The sequence below is a fragment of the Ralstonia sp. UNC404CL21Col genome (assembly GCF_000620465.1).
In the GTDB taxonomy this organism is placed as follows: domain Bacteria; phylum Pseudomonadota; class Gammaproteobacteria; order Burkholderiales; family Burkholderiaceae; genus Ralstonia; species Ralstonia flatus.
This window is the reverse complement of record NZ_JIBE01000007.1, coordinates 1-20,133: the sequence shown is the minus strand read 5'-3', so window position 1 is coordinate 20,133 and position 20,133 is coordinate 1. Positions and strand designations below refer to the sequence as shown.

The 20,133-nt window shown below is 65.8% G+C and carries 20 protein-coding genes; 7 read left to right on the top strand and 13 right to left on the bottom strand.

Translation table 11 applies throughout. From position 1 onward, the window contains the following. The first annotated feature begins 44 nt into the window (after positions 1 to 44). The 4 genes from N511_RS0115675 (at position 45) to N511_RS0115660 (ending at position 6,046) form a co-directional block, all read left to right on the top strand. Positions 45 to 791 (top strand): DsbC family protein, encoded by a 747-nt coding sequence (locus tag N511_RS0115675; protein ID WP_009241994.1) that lies wholly within the window; start codon positions 45 to 47, stop codon positions 789 to 791. Between the two features lie 78 nt (positions 792 to 869). Continuing rightward, entirely contained in the window at positions 870 to 1,886 is a 1,017-nt protein-coding gene (acuI, locus tag N511_RS0115670; RefSeq protein ID WP_027680182.1) for an acrylyl-CoA reductase (NADPH), read from the top strand. 68 nt (positions 1,887 to 1,954) lie between these two features. Beyond that, positions 1,955 to 3,817, top strand: a complete 1,863-nt coding sequence (locus tag N511_RS0115665; RefSeq protein WP_027680181.1) for a M61 family metallopeptidase — start codon at positions 1,955 to 1,957, stop codon at positions 3,815 to 3,817. A 12-nt stretch (positions 3,818 to 3,829) separates the two neighbouring features. Beyond that, positions 3,830 to 6,046, top strand: coding sequence for an FUSC family protein (locus tag N511_RS0115660; protein ID WP_027680180.1), 2,217 nt, complete (start codon positions 3,830 to 3,832; stop codon positions 6,044 to 6,046). A 414-nt stretch (positions 6,047 to 6,460) separates the two neighbouring features. Here N511_RS0115660 and N511_RS0115655 read toward each other — a convergent pair whose 3' ends face one another. The 9 genes from N511_RS0115655 to rpe form a co-directional block, all read right to left on the bottom strand. Next, positions 6,461 to 7,252: a uracil-DNA glycosylase gene (locus N511_RS0115655; RefSeq protein ID WP_027680179.1), complete on the bottom strand. Its 792-nt coding sequence runs from the start codon at positions 7,250 to 7,252 to the stop codon at positions 6,461 to 6,463. Further along, positions 7,249 to 7,908, bottom strand: coding sequence for a CYTH domain-containing protein (locus tag N511_RS0115650; RefSeq protein WP_027680178.1), 660 nt, complete (start codon positions 7,906 to 7,908; stop codon positions 7,249 to 7,251). The genes N511_RS0115655 and N511_RS0115650 overlap by 4 nt, the downstream gene beginning before the upstream one ends. 10 nt (positions 7,909 to 7,918) lie before the next feature. Then, positions 7,919 to 8,722, bottom strand: coding sequence for an indole-3-glycerol phosphate synthase TrpC (trpC, locus tag N511_RS0115645; protein ID WP_027680177.1), 804 nt, complete (start codon positions 8,720 to 8,722; stop codon positions 7,919 to 7,921). Position 8,723: 1 nt separating this feature from the next. Further along, complete coding sequence (gene trpD, locus N511_RS0115640) at positions 8,724 to 9,761, bottom strand: anthranilate phosphoribosyltransferase (protein WP_027680176.1); 1,038 nt, start codon at positions 9,759 to 9,761, stop codon at positions 8,724 to 8,726. Positions 9,762 to 9,774: 13 nt separating this feature from the next. Continuing rightward, a complete protein-coding gene (locus tag N511_RS0115635) occupies positions 9,775 to 10,212 on the bottom strand; it encodes a lysozyme inhibitor LprI family protein (protein ID WP_027680175.1) in 438 nt (145 codons plus the stop codon). After that, on the bottom strand, positions 10,212 to 10,781 hold the full coding sequence (locus N511_RS0115630; protein WP_027680174.1) for an aminodeoxychorismate/anthranilate synthase component II: 570 nt from the start codon (positions 10,779 to 10,781) through the stop codon (positions 10,212 to 10,214). Before N511_RS0115630 ends, N511_RS0115635 begins: the two co-directional genes overlap by 1 nt. A 16-nt stretch (positions 10,782 to 10,797) precedes the next feature. Then, positions 10,798 to 12,327: an anthranilate synthase component I gene (trpE, locus tag N511_RS0115625; RefSeq protein ID WP_027680173.1), complete on the bottom strand. Its 1,530-nt coding sequence runs from the start codon at positions 12,325 to 12,327 to the stop codon at positions 10,798 to 10,800. A 401-nt stretch (positions 12,328 to 12,728) separates the two neighbouring features. After that, positions 12,729 to 13,457 (bottom strand): phosphoglycolate phosphatase, encoded by a 729-nt coding sequence (locus N511_RS0115620; RefSeq protein ID WP_027680172.1) that lies wholly within the window; start codon positions 13,455 to 13,457, stop codon positions 12,729 to 12,731. After that, complete coding sequence (rpe, locus tag N511_RS0115615; RefSeq protein WP_037027058.1) at positions 13,454 to 14,182, bottom strand: ribulose-phosphate 3-epimerase; 729 nt, start codon at positions 14,180 to 14,182, stop codon at positions 13,454 to 13,456. Before rpe ends, N511_RS0115620 begins: the two co-directional genes overlap by 4 nt. Positions 14,183 to 14,312: 130 nt before the next feature. On the opposite strand from rpe, the gene apaG reads away from it, so the two are divergent. After that, on the top strand, positions 14,313 to 14,687 hold the full coding sequence (gene apaG, locus N511_RS0115610) for a Co2+/Mg2+ efflux protein ApaG (RefSeq protein ID WP_012436492.1): 375 nt from the start codon (positions 14,313 to 14,315) through the stop codon (positions 14,685 to 14,687). A gap of 6 nt (positions 14,688 to 14,693) precedes the next feature. Here the strand turns inward: apaG and N511_RS0115605 are convergent, their stop codons facing one another. Next, the gene (locus N511_RS0115605) at positions 14,694 to 14,927 is read right to left on the bottom strand and encodes a hypothetical protein (RefSeq protein WP_027680170.1); all 234 of its coding nucleotides are present in this window, start codon (positions 14,925 to 14,927) and stop codon (positions 14,694 to 14,696) included. Between the two features lie 74 nt (positions 14,928 to 15,001). Here N511_RS0115605 and mltA point away from each other — a divergent pair, with 74 nt between their 5' ends. Then, entirely contained in the window at positions 15,002 to 16,156 is a 1,155-nt protein-coding gene (gene mltA, locus N511_RS0115600; RefSeq protein WP_027680169.1) for a murein transglycosylase A, read from the top strand. A gap of 16 nt (positions 16,157 to 16,172) precedes the next feature. Here the strand turns inward: mltA and paaK are convergent, their stop codons facing one another. The 3 genes from paaK to paaG form a co-directional block, all read right to left on the bottom strand. Then, on the bottom strand, positions 16,173 to 17,477 hold the full coding sequence (paaK, locus tag N511_RS0115595) for a phenylacetate--CoA ligase PaaK (RefSeq protein WP_027680168.1): 1,305 nt from the start codon (positions 17,475 to 17,477) through the stop codon (positions 16,173 to 16,175). A gap of 204 nt (positions 17,478 to 17,681) precedes the next feature. Then, positions 17,682 to 18,149 (bottom strand): hydroxyphenylacetyl-CoA thioesterase PaaI, encoded by a 468-nt coding sequence (gene paaI, locus N511_RS0115590; RefSeq protein WP_027680167.1) that lies wholly within the window; start codon positions 18,147 to 18,149, stop codon positions 17,682 to 17,684. 4 nt (positions 18,150 to 18,153) lie between these two features. Then, the gene (gene paaG / locus N511_RS0115585) at positions 18,154 to 18,942 is read right to left on the bottom strand and encodes a 2-(1,2-epoxy-1,2-dihydrophenyl)acetyl-CoA isomerase PaaG (protein WP_027680166.1); all 789 of its coding nucleotides are present in this window, start codon (positions 18,940 to 18,942) and stop codon (positions 18,154 to 18,156) included. Between the two features lie 83 nt (positions 18,943 to 19,025). Here paaG and N511_RS0115580 point away from each other — a divergent pair, with 83 nt between their 5' ends. After that, positions 19,026 to 19,802 (top strand): enoyl-CoA hydratase, encoded by a 777-nt coding sequence (locus N511_RS0115580; protein ID WP_027680165.1) that lies wholly within the window; start codon positions 19,026 to 19,028, stop codon positions 19,800 to 19,802. Positions 19,803 to 20,133: the final 331 nt, after the last annotated feature.

Sequence of the window (20,133 nt, the reverse complement as noted above, 5' to 3'; positions counted from 1 at the left end):
CCATCTCAGCGGATTTGTGGTTTTTCGGGGTTCCAGGAGTCGTTATGTCGTTTCGTATTCGGGTGGCGGCCATCGCCTCTGCGGTGGCAGTGGCAGCCATTGGCGCCGGCTATGTATTGAGCGCCGGTGCCGCCGAGCCCGCCTTGGACAAGGTCAAGGCCACCGTGCAGAAGGCCCTGGGCCCGAACGTGGAGATCAAGAGCGTCACCAAGTCGCCGCTGGCCGGCCTGTACGAGATCAACCTCGGCAGCCAGGTCGTCTACAGCGATGCCACCGGCCGCTACGTGCTCAACGGCGACCTGCTCGACACGCAGACCGCCACCAACCTCACACAAGAGCGCCTGGCCGAGCTGAACCGCGTGAAGTGGTCCGACTTGCCGCTGGACCGCGCCGTGAAGTGGGTCAAGGGCAACGGCGCCCGCAAGATCGCCGTGTTCTCCGATCCGAACTGCCCGTACTGCCACAAGCTGGAGCAGATGCTCACGCAAGTCGACAACGTCACCGTCTACACCTTCCTGTTCCCGATCCTGTCGGAAGACTCGAACACCAAGGCCAAGCAGATCTGGTGCTCGGCTGACCGCGCCAAGGCCTGGCGTGACTGGATGACCGCCAAGACCGCCCCGGGCGGCGCCGGCACCTGCGATACGCCGCTCGAGGCCAACCTGAAGCTCGGCCAACAGCTCAACGTGACCGGCACGCCGGCCATCATCTTCCCGGATGGCTCGCGGGCGCCGGGCCTGATCGATGCGGCCACGCTGGAGCGCAAGTTCGCCGCGCTCAAGAAGTCGTAATTCGCACGAAGGAAGCGCCGGTCGATCCGGCGCTTTTTCTTTGGGCGCTTGCATTCACCTCACCTTCGGAGACTTGGCATGTCGTTTCGCGCGCTGATGCTGGAAAAGCAGGATGGCGGGCCCCTGGCCCACATCGTCGACCTCGATGACGCAGCGTTGTCCACACCCGAAGCGCTGGCCAACGACGTGACCGCCGGTGACGTGCTGGTCCGCGTGGACTGGTCGACCATCAATTACAAGGACGGCCTGGCCATCACCGGCAAAGGCCCGGTCGTACGCAAGTGGCCGATGGTGGCCGGTATCGACGGCGCGGGCGTCGTGCTCGATTCGTCGCATCCGGATTGGCGGACCGGCGATGCGGTGGTGCTCAACGGCTGGGGCGTCGGCGAGACGCACTGGGGTTGTCTTGCCCAGCAGGCGCGGCTTTCCGGCGACTGGCTGGTCGCATTGCCGGCGGGGCTCGATGCGCGGCAGGCCATGGCGATCGGCACGGCCGGCTACACGGCGATGCTGTCCGTGCTGGCGCTGGAGCGTGCCGGCGTGAAACCCGGCGACGGCGAAGTCCTGGTGACGGGCGCCTCGGGCGGTGTGGGCTCGATCGCCATGGCGCTGCTCGGCAAGCTGGGCTATCGCGTGGTGGCGTCGACCGGCAAGACGAACGAGGCCGATTTCCTGCAGGCGCTGGGCGCGACGGATGTCGTCGACCGCGCCGAGCTTGCCGCCCCGGGCAAGCCATTGCAGAAAGAGCGCTGGGCGGCAGTGGTCGATTCGGTGGGCTCGCACACGCTGGTCAACGCCTGCGCACAGGTGCGCTATGGCGGCGTGGTCACGGCCTGCGGGCTGGCGCAGGGCATGGATTTTCCGGCCACGGTGGCGCCGTTCATCCTGCGTGGCGTGACGCTGTGCGGCATTGACAGCGTGATGGCCCCGCGCGCGCTGCGCCAGACCGCGTGGCAGCGTCTGGCCGCCGATCTGCTGCCCGATCGCTTGGCTGCCATCACGCGCGAAGTGACGCTGTCGGAGGCCATCGACGCCGCCCACGACATCATGGCCGGCAAGATGCGCGGGCGCGTCGTGGTCGACGTCAACCGATAGGCTGGCAGGCGGGGTTTGCGGACGATTTGCCATCGGCAGCGTGGGACGGCAACGCTACAATGTCCGCCATGAAGCCGATCCGCTACACCATCGCCCCCGCCGCGCCCGAGGCGCACGTTTTCACCGTCACCGTCACGGTTGACGCGCCCGACAGCCAGGGCCAGCGCTTTTCGCTGCCGGCGTGGATTCCGGGCAGCTACATGATCCGCGAGTTCGCGCGCAACATCGTGCGGATCGAGGCGTCGTCCGCCCACAGGCCGGTGCGCCTGACCAAGGTCGACAAGCACACGTGGTGGGCCGCGCCGTGCACCGGGCCGCTGACGATTTCCTACGACGTCTATGCGTGGGACTTGTCGGTGCGTGCCGCGCACCTGGATGCCACGCACGGCTTCTTCAACGGCACGTCGGTGTTCCTGCGTGTGGAAGGCGCGGATGACCAACGTTGCCTGGTCGACATCCAGCCGCCTGCCGGAGAGGCCTACCGCGGCTGGCGTGTCGCCACCGCGCTGCGCGAAGCGACCGGCCGCGTCCAGGGCAAGGCCGGCGCCAAGCGCTACGGTTTTGGCTGGTACGAAGCGGCCAATTACGACGAGCTGATCGACCACCCCGTCGAAATGGGCACGTTCGAGCTGGTGTCGTTCGAAGCCTGCGGCGCACAGCACGACGCCGTCTTTACCGGCCGTGTGCCGAACCTCGATCTGGAACGCATCGCCCGCGATTTCAAGCGCATTTGCGAAGCGCAGATCCGCCTGTTCGAGCCGCAGACCGCCACGGCGCCGTTCCTCGACAGCAACCGCCGCTACGTCTTCATGACGATGGTGACCACCGACGGCTATGGCGGCCTGGAACACCGCGCCAGCACCGCATTGATGTGTGCGCGCGCCGATCTGCCCGTCACTGGTCGCGATGAAACCACCGAGGGCTATCGCACCTTCCTGGGTCTCGTCAGCCACGAGTATTTCCACACCTGGAACGTCAAGCGCATCAAGCCGGCCACCTTCGTGCCGTACGCGCTCGACCGCGAGGTCCACACGCCGCTGCTGTGGCTGTTTGAAGGGTTCACGAGCTACTACGACGACCTGATGCTGGTGCGCTCGGGCCTGATCTCCGAAGCGCAGTATCTGGAGATGCTCGGCAAGACGTGGAATGGTGTGCTGCGCGGCAGCGGCCGCCTCAAACAGAGCGTGGCCGAAAGCTCCTTCGACGCCTGGACGAAGTACTACCGCCAGGACGAAAACGCGCCCAACGCCATCGTCAGCTACTACACCAAGGGCTCGCTGGTGGCGCTGGCGCTGGACCTGACGATCCGCACGCAGACCCACGGCGAACGTTCGCTCGACGACGTGATGCGTGCCCTGTGGGTAACGTATGGCCGCGACTTCTACGCCGCCGGCCACGCGCAGCGCGGCGTGACCGAAGCCGGGCTCATCACCCTGATGGAAGAGACCACCGGTGTGCGCCTGCGCACGCTGGTCCGCCAGTTGACCGAGGGGCGTGACGACCCGCCGCTGCCGGCGCTGTTCAAGGCGATGGGCGTGAGCGCCACGCGCAAGGCGGCAGACCCGGCGCTTGCCCTGGGCGTCAAGACCGGCACCGAGAACGGCTACGTCAAGCTGCAGCAGGTGTTTGACGGCAGCCCGGCACAGCAAGGCGGTCTGTCTGCCGGCGACCTCGTCGTCGCGCTGGACGGCCTGCGTGTGCCGACCGGCCAGCTCGACAAGATGCTCGCGCGCCACCGCGCCGGCGACACCGTCCCCGTGCACGTGTTCCGCCGCGACGAACTGATGCAGCTCGACGTCACGCTGGCTGCGGATGCCACGCCGCAGTTCACGCTGGCGCTCGCGTCCGAGCCTTCGCCGTTGCGCTCGGCATGGCTGGGCAAACGGGCAGCGGCGCGCAGCACGCGTGCGGCACGCGGCAAGTCAGCCTGACGCCGTAGCCCGATGGACTACGTCCACGATCCACGCACGTTCCTCTACAGCCATTACGTTTCGCGCGGCATCCGTACTGCCACCGGCGTGATCGGCCTGACGCTGCTCGCGCTGCTGGTGATGGACCTGCAGGGCGCGATGGTGGTGTCGATCGGCGCGCTGTGCACGAGCCTCATGGATTTGCCCAGCCCGCTGCGGCACAAGTTCAACGAGATGATGGCGTGCGTGCTGCTGACGACGGCCGTCACGTTTCTCGTGGCGGTGGCAACGCCGTACGCGATCCTTCCGGCGGTGATCGTGGTGGTGAGCTTCCTGGCGGGGCTCATGGTGGCGTACGGCAACAAGACGATGCCGCTGCAGTTTGCGGCGCTGTTCGTCATGACGCTCACGTTCACCGAGGAATTCGCCTTCCGCGAAGCCGTGGAGCACACACTGCAGTTCTTCCTCGGCGCCATCGGCTATATGGCGTTTGCGATGGCGGTGGCGTGGGGCCAGCGCCGCCGTATCAAAGAGCAGGTGTTGGCCGAATGCCTCTACGAACTGGCTGTCTACGTGGAACGCAAGGCCGGCTTCTACGACGCGTCCAAGGATTTCGACGAGCAGTTCAATGCGCTCGTGCGCCAGCAGATTTCGGTGGCCGACAAGCAGCAGGTGGCGCGCGATTTCGTCTTCCGCGACAACCGCACCGCCAGCGATGGCCGTCTCGTGCAGATCCACATGCGGATGCTGGACATCTACGAGTATTTGCTGTCGTCCAATACCGACTACCCGCTGCTGCGCCAGTGGCTGGCCGACGCCGAGGTGATGCGTCTGCTGCGCGACGTGATCGAACGCATGCGCATGGACATCGAAGGCGTGGCCTATGCCGTCGGCCGTGACAGGCCGTCGCCCACGCCGCTGTCGTACGACCGCGAAGTGGCCGCCATTGAAGACGCGTTGCACGAACTGCAGCAGAACCATCACGGCGTGCCGATGGAGGCGATTGCCGCGCTCGAAGAGTCGGTGGCGACGGTGCGGGGCGCGATCCGCCTCATGGCGCAGCTGCACGCTGCCACCGCCACGCCGGTCGAGCTGTCGCAGGTGCTGCTGCGCCCCGACATGACGCCGTTTCTCACGCGCCAGAAATACGAGTTGCGGCTGGTGCTGGAAGAGCTGACGTGGCGCTCGCCCGTGCTGCGTTTTGCGCTGCGCATTTCCATGGCCGTGGCGGCGGGGCTGTGGATTGCCGACCATCTCCCGTATAGCTCGCACGGCTACTGGGTCTTGCTGACCATCGTCGTGATCCTCAAGCCGACGTTCAGCATGACGCGCCAGCGCAACTTCGACCGGGTGCTCGGCACGCTGATCGGCTGCGTGATCGCAGCGGTGATCCTGCGCTTCACCCATTCGACGTGGATCCTGATGGGCGTGCTGTACCTGTCGACGGCCGCCAGCGCCGCGTTCGTCACCGTGCGCTACCGCTACACGGCCATTGCGGCGTGCGTGCAGGTGCTCATCCAGATCAACCTGCTGTTGCCCGGCAGCAAGGGCGCCATTGGCGAACGCCTGGTCGACACGCTGATCGGCGCGGCCATCGCCACCGCGTTCAGCTATGTCCTGCCGAGCTGGGAATACCGCAACCTGCCCAAGCTGGTGGACGACGTGCTGCGCACCAACCGCCGCTTTATCGAGGCCGCGCGCGACTTGCTGCTCGGCACGCTCAAGGACGACTTCGCCTATCGCGTGCAGCGCAAGCAGTTCATGGAATCGCTGACCGGGCTCATCGCAGCCTTTGCGCGCATGCTCGACGAGCCCAAGAGCCGGCACCGCGCCGTCGACAACCTGAACCGCTTCATCGTGCAGAACTACCTCGTGGCGGCGCACGTCGCGGCGGTGCGCATTCTTGTGCGGCAACGCGCGCAGGAACTGGACGAGGCCGATACGCGGGCGCTGGTCGAGCAGACGGCAGAAGCCGCGCTCGAAAGCCTGACGCGCGCCAAGGAGCGCTTCGACCAGGCCGTCCATGAAGGTGGGTGGGGCGTGCGCCCGCGCGACACGCAGGAGCTGGGCGCAGCCGACTTCGCCGATCAGTCGGCACGCTCCCGCATGGTCGACGCTGCGGCCGAATCGGAATCGCTGTCGGCGATGCACCTGCTGGAGCGCCGTCTGCAGGCGCTGCGGGCTGACACGTCCAAGATCGCATTGCGCTGCGGCGCGCTCGGGCGTGCGCTGCGTATTTCGAAGGACTAGCGCGGCCGGGCTGAGCCTCGGACCGTCGACGACGGGGCTCAAAGAGCCGAAGTCCACCGACAGACAGTCGAAATCCAGCGTTTAAGCGTCAAAGGTCAGCGTCAGAGGGTCGAAGTCGAGCCTCGGAGGGCCGAGGACGGATCTTGAAGACTCAAACGCGAGCCGAAAAAAGTCGAATTTGAGCCTCGGAGAGTCGAGCGCGACCCTCAGACAGTCGAAGACGACCTTCGGAGCGTCAACGGTGGGCCTCGGAGAGTCAAAGCGTCGGACCTCGGAGAGTCGAAGCCGGGCCTCGGAGAGTCGACTTCGAATGTCGGAGACTCGAAGTCGGGCCTTGGAGCGCCGAACTCGGCCCTCAGACAGTCAAAGCCGACGCTCGGTGGCTCATCGATGGGGCTGCGTGGCCCGCGCAGTTCACGCGGCCTGCGGTTTCAGCCAGTCGATGGTCGGCTGGTGCTGCGCCGCCAGCCAATCATTGGCCGTCTTGAAATGCCCGCACCCCAGGAATCCGCGATGCGCTGACAACGGCGACGGGTGCGGCGCCTCCAGCACCAGGTGCCCGTCCGACAGCAGCGCCCGTTTGGCCTGTGCGTGGCTGCCCCACAGCATGAACACGCGCTTGTGGCCGACGCGCGCGAGTTGCTCCAGCAGGCAATCGGTGATGCGTTCCCACCCGCGCTTGGCGTGGCTTGCCGCCTGGCCTTGCTCGACGGTGAGCACCGTGTTCAGCAGCAGCACGCCTTGCTGTGCCCAGCCTTCCAGGTTGCCGGAGGTGCTCGGCAGCTTGCAGCCGAATTCCGCTTCGATTTCCTTGTAGATATTGCGCAGGCTGGGCGGCACGCGCACACCGGCCGGCACCGAGAACGCCAAGCCATGCGCCTGCGGAATCTCACGGCCATCGACGGTGCCCGTGCCGTGGTACGGATCCTGGCCGAGGATGACGACGCGCACATCGTCCACTGACGTCAGGTGCAGGGCACGGAAAACGTCCGTCGGAAAGATCGGTTTGCCGGCTGCGCGCTCGCCATCGACAAAGGCGCATAGCTCCGGCCAGTTGGTCTGCGCGATACACGGCGTGAGGATTGCCTTCCAGTCGGCGGGCAGGGCGTCGAACTGCTGGGCCAGCGGGGTGAAACCGACGGCGGTCGTGTCTGCTGCCGGTTCGTCGAAGAGGGCGGCTTGCGCCGGATGGGCGCGTCGCGTCACGGCTGGCCCCCAGTGGCTTTCGCGCACAGTTGGTAGCCGCGTTGCGCCTTGCTGATGTCGAGTGGCGCGAGGCCGGTCACAGCGGCGCGCAACTTCTGCGTCCAGGCGTGCAGGCGTTCGGCAATCGCGTCTTCGGTGAGCGTGCTGCCCGCGGCGGGCTTCCACTCCAGTTCCAGTTCGTCGATCGGCTCGCGTGCCTGGGTGCCGGGGATGAGGATGGCCCCGGCATCCAGCGCGATCTCGATCTCACCGCCATCCGCTGCGACATGCCACAGGCGGCGCGTGAAGTCGGTGCGGAACAGCGGGGCGAGCGCAGCCGCATGCGGGCGGACATAGTCGGCGGCTTCGGCGGCGTTGTTGGCAGCGAAGGCATCGACGGACAGTGCGTCGTTCTGCAGCGGCACCTCCCATTCGTGGCGGGCGCTCAGACCGGACGTACTCACGGCTGCGGTCTTCAGCGTTTGCAGCCATTGGCTGCCCTGACGGCGCACGCGCAATGCGGCACGGCTGCGCGCCAGCGCCTGGTCGGGTGTGTCGTAGTAGACATTCGCCAATTCCACCGAGCCGGCCGCCTGCGCATTGGCGTCCAGCCAGCCGACCAGTGCGTCGTGCGTGCCGGCCGATACGGCCAGCTTCAGTTCAATCTCGCGGGCCATGGTGCGGCACTCAGGCGAACAGGCGGGCCAGTTCGGCGCCCGGGTCGTCTGCACGCATGAAGGCTTCGCCGACGAGGAACGCGTTGACGGCGGCGGCGCGCATCTTGCGCGCGTCGTCCGGCGTGAGGATGCCGGATTCCGTGACGACGATGCGGTCGTCCGGCATGTGCTTGAGCAGGCCGAGCGTGTTGTCGAGCGACGTCTCGAACGTGCGCAGGTTGCGGTTGTTCACGCCCACCAGCGGCGTTTGCAGACGCAGCGCGCGGTCCAGTTCGTGGCCGTCGTGCACTTCCACCAGCACGTCCATGCCGAGTTCCAGCGCGCACGCTTCGAGTTCTTCCATCAGGCCCTGGTCCAGCGCGGCCACGATCAGCAGGATGCAGTCCGCGCCCCACGAGCGCCCTTCGTACACCTGGTACAGATCCACCATGAAATCCTTGCGCAGCACCGGCAGCGTGCAGGCGGCGCGCGCCTCACGCAGGTAGTCGGCGTGGCCTTGGAAGAACTGCTCATCGGTCAGGACGGAGAGGCACGCGGCGCCGTGTTCCGCATAGCTGCGGGCGATGTCGGCGGGCTTGAAGTTCGGGCGCAGCACGCCCTTGGACGGCGACGCCTTTTTCACTTCGGCGATGACCGCCGCGTTGCCGGCGGCGATCTTGTCGCGCATCGCCCTGGCAAAGCCGCGGGCGCCGAGCGTGCTGTCGGTGCGGTTGGCTTCGGCTTCGGCGCGCACGCTGGGCAGGTCGCGGTGCTTGCGGGCGGCGGCCACTTCTTCGGCCTTCACGGCCAGGATTTTCTGCAGGATGTCGGACATATCAGGCTTTGAACTGGTTGGTGACGCGCACGAGTTCATCGAGCTTGGCGCGCGCGGCGCCCGAGGCGATGGCTTCGCGGGCCAGCTTCATGCCGTCGCCGATCGAGCCGGCGATGTTGGCTGCGTACAGTGCAGCACCCGCGTTGAGCGAGACGATCTCGCGCGGCGTGCCGGGCTTGTTCTCGAGCGCTTCGATCAGCATGGCTTTGGACTCGTCGGCGTCGGCCACCTTTAGGCTGCGGTTGGAGACCATCTGCAGCCCGAAGTCTTCCGGATGGATTTCGTATTCGGTGACGACGCCGTCCTTGAGTTCCCCGACCAGCGTGGCGGCGCCGAGTGACACCTCGTCCATGCCGTCCTTGCCGTAGACGACCACCGCGTGCTTGGCGCCCAGGCGCTGCATCACGCGCACCTGAATGCCGACCAGGTCCGGATGGAACACGCCCATCAGGATGTTCGGCGCGCCGGCCGGGTTGGTCAGCGGCCCAAGGATGTTGAAGATCGTGCGCACGCCCAGTTCCTTGCGGATCGGGGCGACGTTCTTCATGGCCGGGTGGTGGTTGGGCGCGAACATGAAGCCGATGCCGACCGTCTCGATCGATTCAGCCACCTGCTCAGGCGTGAGCATGATGTTCACGCCTAGCGCCTCCAGCACATCGGCGCTGCCCGACTTGGAGCTGACGCCGCGTCCGCCATGCTTGGCGATACGTGCGCCGGCCGCCGCCGCCACGAACATCGAGGCGGTGGAGATGTTGAACGTGTTGGCGCCGTCGCCGCCCGTGCCGACGATGTCGACAAAATGGTCGGACACCTCAGCGGGCACGTCGACCTTGGTGGCGAATTCGCGCATGACGGTGGCAGCGGCCGCGATTTCGCCGATGGTTTCTTTTTTGACGCGCAGCCCCATGGTGATGGCTGCGGCCATCACGGGCGACATCTCGCCGCGCATGATGAGCCGCATCAGGTGCAGCATTTCGTCGTGGAAGATTTCCCGATGTTCGATACAGCGGACGAGCGCTTCTTGCGGAGTGATGGACATGGTCGTTCCGTATTCAGTTGGGCGCAGCCGTTGCCGCAGCCGGGGTGACCGGCTGTGCGGCGTCGCGCAAGGCGCCGATGCGCTCGCGCGAGAGATCGGCCTCGCATGCGGCTTCAGCCAGTTCGGCATCGGGCGCATTGCGGGCCAGGCGGCGTTGCAGGTCGCATTCGGCCTGCCGGTAGAGTTGGTGTGCGCGCACGGTGCGGTCGAATGCCATGGCGACGCCGCGGTCCGTGCCTTTGTTGGCAGCGATACGGGCGCGGAGTGCGGTGCGGCGTGTCGATTCGGCCGACGCCAGTTCCGTCTGTGCCGCCTTGCGTGCGGTCTGCACGCATTGGGCGACGTTGCCGGCCTCGGGCTGGGCGGCCCGGCAGGCCTCCAGCGTGCCAGCCATCGCCGGCAGGCTTGCCATCATCGCCAGCGCCAGCGCCATCGCGCACGCGCGGCGCATCAGAAGCGTTCCTTCAGGAAATTGCCGAGCAGCGCGTGGCCGTGTTCCGACAGGATCGATTCCGGGTGGAACTGCACACCTTCCACCGGCAGCGTCTTGTGGCGCACGCCCATGATTTCGCCGTCTTCAGTCCAGGCGGTAATTTCCAGGCAGTCGGGCAGCGTTTCGCGCTCAATGGCAAGCGAGTGATAGCGCGTCACCTTGAAATGCCGCGGCAGGTTGGCGAACACGCCCACGCCGGTGTTTTCGATGGTGCTGACCTTGCCATGCATCACTTTCTGCGCGCGGATCACGCGGCCGCCAAACGCATCGGCAATCGCCTGGTGTCCGAGGCACACGCCCAGGATGGGCACGCGTCCCGCAAAGTGCTTGAGCGCCGGAACCAGGATGCCGGCTTCCGTCGGCGTGCACGGGCCGGGCGACAGGCAGATGCGCTCCGGGTTCAGCTTTTCGATCTCTTCGATCGTGATCTCGTCGTTGCGCACCGTGTGCACATCCTGGCCGAGTTCGCCGAAGTACTGGACGATGTTGTAGGTAAAGGAGTCGTAGTTATCGAGCATCAAAAGCATGGTGGTCTCCTTAACCTCAGAAATCGGCGTCGAGGCCGTCTTGCACTTGCTCGGCCGCACGCAGCACGGCGCGCGCCTTGTGTTCGGTCTCCCTCCATTCGGCATCCGGGTCCGAATCGGCCACTACGCCGGCGGCGGCCTGCACATAGAGATTGCCGTCCTTGATGATGCCGGTGCGGATCGCGATCGCCAGATCCATCTCGCCCGAGAACGAGAGGTAGCCGACGGCACCGCCGTAGATGCCGCGCTTGACCGGCTCCAGCTCGTCGATGATCTCCATCGCGCGCACTTTGGGCGCGCCCGACAGCGTGCCCGCCGGGAAGGTCGCGCGCAGCACGTCCATGTTCGTCATGCCGGGTTTCAGGCGGCCCTCGACGGAGCTGACGATGTGCTGCACGTGCGAATACTTCTCGATGACCATCTGATCCGTCACCTTGACCGAGCCGATCTCGGCAATGCGGCCGATGTCGTTGCGCGCCAGGTCGATCAGCATGACGTGCTCGGCGATTTCCTTCGGGTCGTTGAGCAGCTCGGTGGCGAGTTCTGCGTCGCGCTCGGGCGTGTTGCCGCGCGGGCGCGTGCCGGCCAGCGGGCGGATCGTCACGATGCGGGCGGATTCGTCGGCGCCGTTGCCGTTGGTGGATGCCGGGATGCGGCGCTCTTCCTGGCGCACCAGGATTTCCGGCGACGCGCCGACGATCTGCATGTCGCCGAAGTTGTAGAAGTACATGTACGGCGACGGGTTCAGCGAACGCAGCGCGCGGTACAGCGACAGCGGCGCATCGCGGAACGGCTTGACCAGGCGCTGGCCGATCTGCACCTGCATCATGTCCCCGGCAGCGATGTATTCCTTGGCCTTGAGCACGGCGGTGATGTAGTCCGCCTTGTCGAACTCGCGGATGGTGTCGGTGCGCACCGACGGCGATGTCACCGGCACATCCACCGGCTGGTGCAGCTTGGTGCGCAGCGCGCGCAGGCGCTGCTTGGCGTGCGAATACGCCTCGGGCTTCGACGGATCGGCGTAGACGATCAGGTAGAGCTTGCCGGACAGGTTGTCGATCACGGCCAGCTCTTCGCAGAGCATGAGCTGGATGTCGGGCAGCTGCAGATCGTCGGGCGGGGCGGTCTCGGCCAGGCGGGGCTCGATAAAGCGCACGGCGTCGTAGCCGAAATAGCCGGCCAGGCCGCCGCAGAAGCGCGGCAGGCCCGGGCGCAGCGCCACCTTCTGGCGACGCTCGAAGGCGGCGATGAAGTCCAGCGGATTGCCTTCGTTCGTTTCCACCACCTTGCCGTCGGTGACGACTTCCGTGCGATTGCCCTTCACACGCAGCAGCGTGCACGCATGCAGGCCGATGAAGGAGTAGCGCCCGAAGCGCTCGCCGCCCACCACCGATTCCAGCAGGAACGTGTGCGTGCCGCGGTCGTGCGATTGCGCCAGCTTCAGATACAGCGACAGCGGCGTCTCCAGGTCGGCCAATGCCTCGGCAATCAGCGGAATGCGGTTGTAGCCCTGGTCGGCCAGCGATTTGAATTCGAGTTCGGTCATGAGCGGTCAGGTCGATTCGCCGGGCGGGCAGGTGCTCGCCCGCCGGCATGCGTTCGGTCCACGGCAAACGCAAGAGCGTCGATGATGCCGTCGGAACGTTAGCAGAACATCAGGGATGGGAACGCGCGAACGTCGTAAAAGCGACCGTGCGATCCCGCAAGGGTCGTCCGCAGCCGATAGCGGGCAGGCGGAAGACCGGCGGGCGGTCAGCGTTTGGGGCAGGAGACGCGAGGGTGGCTTGGGCGGCGCGCTCATGACGCGCCAGAATGCCGAAACCGGGGAAGAACGATCAGCAGCCGTGCAAACGCTTACGCCCGGACGAGGGCGTGCCAGGGCCGCCAGGGCCAGGCCCCCCGGTCACCACCAGCGTCGACGCGTTTGCGATTCAGGAACATGGATCGTCAGTTGGAAGCGGCAGAGACTGTGTTGTGTGGCTCTGCATAGGGCCGGATCAACTCGGCTGCCGCAAAAAGTGTGTCGACTATAGCATCGGCTCCGGCGTCCTGTATAGGCTGGCCGTGGTTGTAGCCATACGGCACCGCAAGCACCCGCATGCCGGCCGCGCGAGCCGCCCGGGCGTCGTTTTCCGAGTCGCCGATGGCCACGATTTCAGCCGGCCTCAGGCCAAACGCCTCCGCCACGCGCAGCATCGGATAGGGGTCGGGTTTGCGGTACGGGAACGCATCGCCGGGGTAGACCAGGTCGAAGCTGGCATCCAGCCCCAGCTGCGCGAGCAGCGGCTGCGTGAAATCGTGTGGCTTGTTGGTCACGCATGCAAGCGCCAGACCAAGGTCGCGCAATGCGGCCAGCCCTTCGCGCACGCCGTCGTAAACACTTACGTACTGGCCGTTGATGGCGATGTACGCGCGCTGATAGGCCTCGAGAGCCTCCGCAAAGCGGCTGTTGGCCTGGGCAGGCGGCAGGCGTGCGTCGAGCACGCGCCGCACGAGGTTTTCCGACCCCTTGCCGACATAGCCCACCACTTCCTCGGCCGGCATGTCCGGCGTGGCGCCCAGCGCCTTGAGCATGGCGTTGATGGCGGCGTGGAAGTCGCCGGCCGTGTCGACCATCGTCCCGTCCAGATCGATGATGACGCCTCGGACTGCTCCGGCCGGCAGCGTGCCCGTCATGCCGTCACGCCAGCCAGGGCCTGGCGCAGCGCGCCAACGGTGCCGCGGTAGCCGCCATCCGCATCCGGCTTGCCGAACACCGCCGAGCCGGCCACGAAGGTGTCGGCGCCGGCCTTGGCAATCTCGGCGATGTTGTCGGCTTTCACGCCGCCGTCGATTTCCAGCAGGATCTTCCGGCCGGTCTTTTCCTGGTATGCGTCGAGCTTCTGGCGCACCGCGCGCAGCTTGTTCAGCGCTTCGGGAATGAACGATTGGCCGCCAAAGCCCGGGTTGACCGACATGATCAGCACCATGTCCAGGCGATCCATCACGTGATCGAGATAGTGCAGCGGCGTGGCAGGGTTAAAGACCAGGCCGGCCTTGCAGCCGTTGTCGCGGATCAGCGCCAGCGAGCGGTCGATGTGCTCGGAAGCTTCCGGGTGAAAGGTGATCAGGTCGGCGCCGGCCTTGGCGAAGTCCGGAATGATGCGATCGACCGGGCTGACCATCAGGTGCACGTCGATCGGCACCGGCTTGCCATCCTTTTGTGCGTGCGGCCTAATCGCCTCGCAGACCAGCGGGCCCACGGTCAGGTTCGGCACGTAATGGTTGTCCATCACATCGAAGTGGATCCAGTCGGCGCCCGATTCGAGCACGCGGCGCACTTCTTCGCCCAGGCGGGCAAAGTCGGCGGACAGGATGGACGGGGCGATGCGGAAACCGGACGGATCGATGGCGACGGACATGATGGGAGACGGATAAGGCGCGCGCAGGCGCAAAGGAGGTCGCTATTTTAGCCGGATCGACCGTCCGCTCGCGCCTTGCCGGTGCCACGGCCATGCCGCACAATGGGCGCCATTCTTATTGTGGATCGTCATGCCGAGCTACGAACTCACCGTCCAGGTCCGGACGCGCTACCTGCCGGAGCAATCCGAGCCGGAGCAGGGCAGCTACGCCTTCGCCTACACCATCACCATTCGCAATACCGGCGACGTGCCGAGCCAGCTCATCTCACGCCACTGGGTGATTACCGACGCCGAAGAGCAGGTGCAGGAAGTGAACGGCCTCGGCGTGGTCGGCCATCAGCCGCTGCTGCCGCCGGGTGAATCCTTCGAGTACACGAGCTGGGCGACCATCAAGACGCCCGTGGGTACGATGCGCGGCGAATATTTCTGCGTGGCCGAAGATGGCCACCGTTTCGAGGCGCCCATCCCCGAATTTGCGCTGGTGATGCCGCGCATGCTGCACTGATCGGAATCAGGGCGCGTCGGAATTGGCGGCTTGAGAATCTTTTGGCGCTGCGTCGGTCGATTGCGAAGGCTTGGCAGCGTCGCTGTGGCGTGACGGGTGCTCGGGCGGCGCACGCAGCGGGCGCGGATGCTTCTTGGCGCCCGACATCGTCCAGACCACGATGAAGATCAGCAGGAACAGCGCCACGCCGGCCTCCAGGCCGAACAGCATCATCGGATGGTTTTCAAAGAATTGGCTCATGGTCGACGGCGGGAAGCTCGGGTGCGAGGCATTGTAGCCAAGCCCGCGGCCGCACCGGACAGGATGAAACACGCATGACAGCAGCAACCTTGGACGCATTGACACCAGCCCGCAACGATCTGCGCCGCCGATGGGCTGCCCGGTTTGGTTCCTTTGCCGCAGCCCTGGTCGCAGCAATGCTGGCAGCCTGCACGAGCGGGCCGCCGCCGCGCGTCGAAACGCCGCAAGCGCCCACAGGCACGCTCGGCGGGCATCTGGCCCCCGCTACCTGGGCCGATGTGTCGGGCTGGACCGCCGATGACCTTGCCTCCGCCTGGCCCGCCCTGCAATCGAACTGCCAGGCGATGAAGCGCCGCGCCGATTGGTCGCGTGTCTGCACCGCCGGCCTGATGGTCGATGCCGGCGACCCGATTGCCATGCGCGTGTTCTTTGAAGACAACTTCACGCCGTATCGCGTGGTGAAGGACGACGGCACCGACAGCGGCCTCATCACCGGTTATTACGAACCGCTGCTGCGCGGCTCGCGCACCCGCCACGGTGTCTATCAGACGCCGCTGTACCGCATGCCCGCCGCGTGGCGCGGCAAAACGCTGCCGGCCCGCGCGCAGTTGATCCGCAGTCCGGCGCTGCAGGGGCAGGAAATTGTCTGGGTGGACGATCCGGTCGAAGCGGCGTTCCTGCAGATTCAGGGTTCGGGCCAGGTCCAGCTGGAAGAGGGCGGCATCATGCGCCTGGGCGTGGGCGGCACGAACAACCAGCCGTTCCGTTCATTTGCGCGCTGGCTGCTCGACATGGGCGAAATTACGCCGGTGCAGGCCACCATGCAGGGCATCAAGGCCTGGGCGCGCGCCAATCCGAGCCGCGTGGAAGAGATGCTCAACATCAACCCGCGCTACGTGTTCTTTGCCGAGACGCCCGGCAACACGGGCGGCCCGATCGGCAAGCTGGGCGTACCGCTCACCGACGAACGCTCGATCGCAGTCGATCCGACGTACATTCCGCTGGGCTCGCCGGTGTTCCTGTCGACGACCAAACCGCTGTCGACTGATCCAATTCAAAAGCTCGTTTTTGCGCAGGACGTGGGTTCCGCCATTCGCGGCGCCGTGCGTGCCGACTATTACTTCGGCCATGGCGATGCCGCCGGCGACCTGGCCGGGCGCATGAAGCAGGCGGGGCGCCTGTGGGTGCTCGTGCCGAAGGGCGGCAGCGTCGGCGTCGCCACCCGCTAAAAAGAGGCGAGGCGGGCTAAGCGCGCCGCAAGTCCACCACGCGGCGTGCCTTGCCGACCGAGCGCTCGATCCCGCCGCTCGCCAGAATCTCGATCGCGGCGGTCACACCGATCAACGACTTGATGTCGCGCGCCAGTTGGCTGCTAGCGGAGTTGGCCGCGTCCGCCGATGCGCCGAGCGCCGCCTCGATCCGTACCGTCAGCGTATCCAATGGTCCTTCCTTGCCGAGCACGCACTGGTAGTGCGGCGACAGCGTCGCATGCTTCAGGATCAATTCCTCGATCTGCGACGGAAACACGTTCACACCGCGCACGATCATCATGTCGTCGCAGCGCCCGGTGATTTTTTCCATGCGCCGGAAGCCCGGTCGCGCCGTGCCGGGCAACAGGCGCGTCAGATCGCGCGTGCGATAGCGCACCACCGGCATCGCTTCCTTGGTCAGCGACGTGAAGACCAGTTCGCCGAATTCGCCGTCGGGCAGCACCTCGCCGGTGTTCGGATCAATGATCTCCGGATAGAAGTGGTCTTCCCAGACGGTCGGGCCGTCCTTGGTTTCCGCGCATTCGCTGGCAACGCCCGGCCCCATGACTTCCGACAGGCCGTAGATATCAACCGCTGAAAGCCCCATGCGCGCTTCGATGGCGCTGCGCATTTCGGGGGTCCAAGGCTCGGCGCCGAAGATGCCGATCTGCAGGCTCGACGCGGCCGGGTCCATGCCCTGGCGCTCGAACTCGTCGGCAATCGCCAGCATGTAGCTGGGCGTGACCATGATGATCTGCGGCTGAAAATCGCAGATGAGCTGCACTTGCCGCTCGGTTTGTCCGCCGCCGAACGGGATGGCCGTCAGCCCCGCACGCTCCACGCCGTAATGCGCGCCCAGGCCCCCGGTGAACAGGCCGTAGCCGTAGCTCACGTGGACCTTGTCGCCGCGCCGGGCGCCCGCCGCCCGGATCGAGCGCGCCACCAAGCCGGCCCATGTATCGATGTCCGCCAGCGTGTAGCCGACAACCGTGGGTTTGCCGGTCGTGCCCGACGACGCGTGGATGCGCGCGATCCGGTCCTGCGGCACCGCAAACATGCCGAACGGATAGTTGTCGCGCAGATCAGTCTTGGTCGTGAACGGAAACTTCGCCAGATCGGCAAGCGACTGCAAATCCGACGGATGCACGCCCGCCGCGTCGAACTTGGCCCGGTAGGCGGGCACGTTCTCATACGCATGCGCGAGGCTGCGCCTCAGGCGTTCAAGCTGCAGAGCCTGGATGGCGTCACGGCTGGCCGTCTCGATCGGATCGAGCGGCAGGTCGGTCGAGCGGGGGCGCATGTGGTCTCCTCGGGGCGCCGTCGTGCGAACCTGCTCACGATCCTACTGCGCGTCCCGATCTTGGCCCTGCGATGCTCACCGTACCCATGTACGGTTGCGCTTCTCGGGCCAACCTCGGGCCGCTCGCTACGGATCGTGAACAGGTTCTGAGGCGTCCTCTAATGGTGATGCGGTCTTGTGGGTGGGCTTTATATCGGGGTCGAACTAGGATTCTGGGCTGCCAGGGACCGGAATGACCTGGCCGCGAATCTGTGCAGACTTGCCGCGAAACATGGCGACCACTTCGCCGGCCTGGTTTGTCACGCGTACGTCGTAGATGCCGTGGCGGCCGGACAAGACCTGCTCGGTCGCCTCGGCCGTGAGCGTCTCGCCGCCATGCGCCGGGCGCAGGAATTCGACGCTGCACCCAGCCGCCACCGTGTTGTGGTTATGGCTGTTGCAGGCAAACGCGAAGGCCGAATCGGCCAGCGTGAAGATCAATCCGCCATGACAGGTGCGATGCCCGTTGAGGAATTCGGGCCGCACTGCCATCGACAGCCGGGCATAGCCGGGTGCGACCGCCTCCACGCGCATGCCGAGCCAGCGCGTGCAGGCATCGGCGTCGAACATGCTTTTGCAGGCGGCTTCAGCCAGCGCCTGCGCATCGTGGAGGGTCGTTTCCGTCACGCTGATGTCCTTATTCGCCAGTGAAATGGGCTACGCGCTTGTTCAGAAAGGCGTCCACGCCTTCTGCGTAGTCGCGCGAGTTGCCGAGTTCGCGCTGCAGGTCTCGCTCCAGGTCCAGTTGAGCGTCCAGCGACTGTGTGGGCGCCGCGTGCATGGCGCGCTTGATGGCGGCCAGTGCACGGGTCGGCTGCTTGGCCAGATGGTCGGCCATGCAATTCACTTCGGTCATCAGAATCTTGGCGTCGTGATAAACGCCCCAGATCAGACCCCAGGCGAGCGCCGTCTTGGCGTCGAGCTTTTCCCCCAACATCGCCAGCCCCATCGCCCGCGCCACGCCGATGCGCTGCGGCAGGAACCACGTTCCGCCCGAATCCGGCAGCAGCCCGATCTTTACAAAGGCCTGGAGGAAGCACGCATTCTCGGCGGCCATCACGATGTCGCACGCCAGCGCCAGGTTTGCGCCGGCGCCGGCAGCCACGCCGTTCACCGCGGCAATCACCGGCAAGGGCATGGCACGCAGACGGCGCACCAGCGGGTTGAATTGCTCGTCGATGAGTTGGCCCAGATCGGTCATCTGCCCAGGCGTGACATTGAGTTCGGAGAGATCCTGGCCCGCGCAGAAACCGCGTCCCGCTCCGGTCAGGATCAAGGCGCGGGCGCGCTGGCGCTCCACCTTGTCCAGCGCTTCGCGCAGTTCCCGGTGCATGCCGGCCGTGAAGCTGTTGAGCTGATCGGGCCGGTTCAGCGTGATGGTGGCCACGTGTTCATGCCAGTCAAGCAGAATGGTCGGGCTGGTCATCTTGTCTCCTCCTCGGTCATCGGTTCATTGATTAACCGACCGGTTGGTCGGCTAATATTACATCCATTCCAACTGGAGCTTCCATGTCCTACGAAAACATTCTGGTCGAAACGCGCGGTCGCGTTGGTCTTGTTACGCTCAATCGTCCGAAGGCGCTCAATGCGCTCAACGATGCGCTCATGGACGAACTTGGCGCCGCGCTGCTCGCCTTCGATGCCGACGCCAACGTCGGCGCCATCGTCATTACCGGCAGCGAAAAGGCGTTCGCCGCCGGTGCGGATATCGGCGCCATGGCCGATTACGACTTCGCCACCGTCTATAAGAACGAATACATCACGCGCAACTGGGAAACCATTCGCCGCATCCGCAAGCCGGTGATCGCCGCGGTGGCCGGCTACGCGCTCGGCGGCGGCTGCGAACTGGCCATGATGTGCGACATCATCTTCGCCGCCGATACCGCCAAGTTCGGCCAGCCGGAAATCAAGCTCGGCACCATGCCCGGCGCAGGCGGCACGCAGCGCCTGCCGCGCGCAGTCTCCAAGGCCAAGGCCATGGACCTCTGCTTGACGGCCCGCATGATGGGCGCCGAGGAAGCCGAGCGCGCCGGCCTGGTCTCGCGTGTCATTCCCGCCGGCAAGCTGCTCGACGAAGCCATCCAGGCCGCAGAAACCATTGCCGGCTTCTCGCTGCCCACCGTCATGATGATCAAAGAGTCGATCAACGCGGCCTACGAGACCTCGCTCAGCGAAGGCGTCCATCTGGAGCGCCGCCTGTTCCACGCCACGTTCGCCACGGAAGACCAGAAGGAAGGCATGCGCGCGTTCGTCGAGAAGCGTGCCGCCACGTTCAAGCACCAATAAGGAGAGTCCAACCGGGTGACCTCGGGAATACCCGAGTAACGGCATCGGGTATCTCGGGCCGCGTCTTGCGAGTCCTTTGCGGCCGCAATCCCATGCGTAGACTGGGCTGGCGGCTATTCTTCACGAACGCGTCATCAGCCTGTCACGACAAAGGTGTTGCCAAGCTCCGGGAACCCGCCTATAGTTCGCCCCTCGCTGCAAAACACAGCGCCGAAACGCAAGTGGCGGTGGTGATGTTGAGTGGTGGAGAAGCAGGTGTGGAGCGGGTTTGCGGTCGATCGGGTGGTAGGTGATCGGCGGTGGATCGAGTGGTAGTTGGCAGCGAGTTGAT

What these genes read in the sequence shown, in the direction of transcription:
- N511_RS0115675 (WP_009241994.1), top strand. Translation starts at nt 45, where the DNA reads ATGTCGTTTCGTATTCGGGTGGCGGCCATCGCCTCTGCGGTGGCAGTG.
- acuI (WP_027680182.1), top strand. Translation starts at nt 870, where the DNA reads ATGTCGTTTCGCGCGCTGATGCTGGAAAAGCAGGATGGCGGGCCCCTG.
- N511_RS0115665 (WP_027680181.1), top strand. Translation starts at nt 1,955, where the DNA reads ATGAAGCCGATCCGCTACACCATCGCCCCCGCCGCGCCCGAGGCGCAC.
- N511_RS0115660 (WP_027680180.1), top strand. Translation starts at nt 3,830, where the DNA reads ATGGACTACGTCCACGATCCACGCACGTTCCTCTACAGCCATTACGTT.
- N511_RS0115650 (WP_027680178.1), bottom strand. Translation starts at nt 7,908, where the DNA reads ATGGCCCGCGAGATTGAACTGAAGCTGGCCGTATCGGCCGGCACGCAC.
- trpC (WP_027680177.1), bottom strand. Translation starts at nt 8,722, where the DNA reads ATGTCCGACATCCTGCAGAAAATCCTGGCCGTGAAGGCCGAAGAAGTG.
- trpD (WP_027680176.1), bottom strand. Translation starts at nt 9,761, where the DNA reads ATGTCCATCACTCCGCAAGAAGCGCTCGTCCGCTGTATCGAACATCGG.
- N511_RS0115635 (WP_027680175.1), bottom strand. Translation starts at nt 10,212, where the DNA reads ATGCGCCGCGCGTGCGCGATGGCGCTGGCGCTGGCGATGATGGCAAGC.
- N511_RS0115630 (WP_027680174.1), bottom strand. Translation starts at nt 10,781, where the DNA reads ATGCTTTTGATGCTCGATAACTACGACTCCTTTACCTACAACATCGTC.
- trpE (WP_027680173.1), bottom strand. Translation starts at nt 12,327, where the DNA reads ATGACCGAACTCGAATTCAAATCGCTGGCCGACCAGGGCTACAACCGC.
- N511_RS0115620 (WP_027680172.1), bottom strand. Translation starts at nt 13,457, where the DNA reads ATGACGGGCACGCTGCCGGCCGGAGCAGTCCGAGGCGTCATCATCGAT.
- rpe (WP_037027058.1), bottom strand. Translation starts at nt 14,182, where the DNA reads ATGTCCGTCGCCATCGATCCGTCCGGTTTCCGCATCGCCCCGTCCATC.
- apaG (WP_012436492.1), top strand. Translation starts at nt 14,313, where the DNA reads ATGCCGAGCTACGAACTCACCGTCCAGGTCCGGACGCGCTACCTGCCG.
- N511_RS0115605 (WP_027680170.1), bottom strand. Translation starts at nt 14,927, where the DNA reads ATGAGCCAATTCTTTGAAAACCATCCGATGATGCTGTTCGGCCTGGAG.
- mltA (WP_027680169.1), top strand. Translation starts at nt 15,002, where the DNA reads ATGACAGCAGCAACCTTGGACGCATTGACACCAGCCCGCAACGATCTG.
- paaK (WP_027680168.1), bottom strand. Translation starts at nt 17,477, where the DNA reads ATGCGCCCCCGCTCGACCGACCTGCCGCTCGATCCGATCGAGACGGCC.
- paaG (WP_027680166.1), bottom strand. Translation starts at nt 18,942, where the DNA reads ATGACCAGCCCGACCATTCTGCTTGACTGGCATGAACACGTGGCCACC.
- N511_RS0115580 (WP_027680165.1), top strand. Translation starts at nt 19,026, where the DNA reads ATGTCCTACGAAAACATTCTGGTCGAAACGCGCGGTCGCGTTGGTCTT.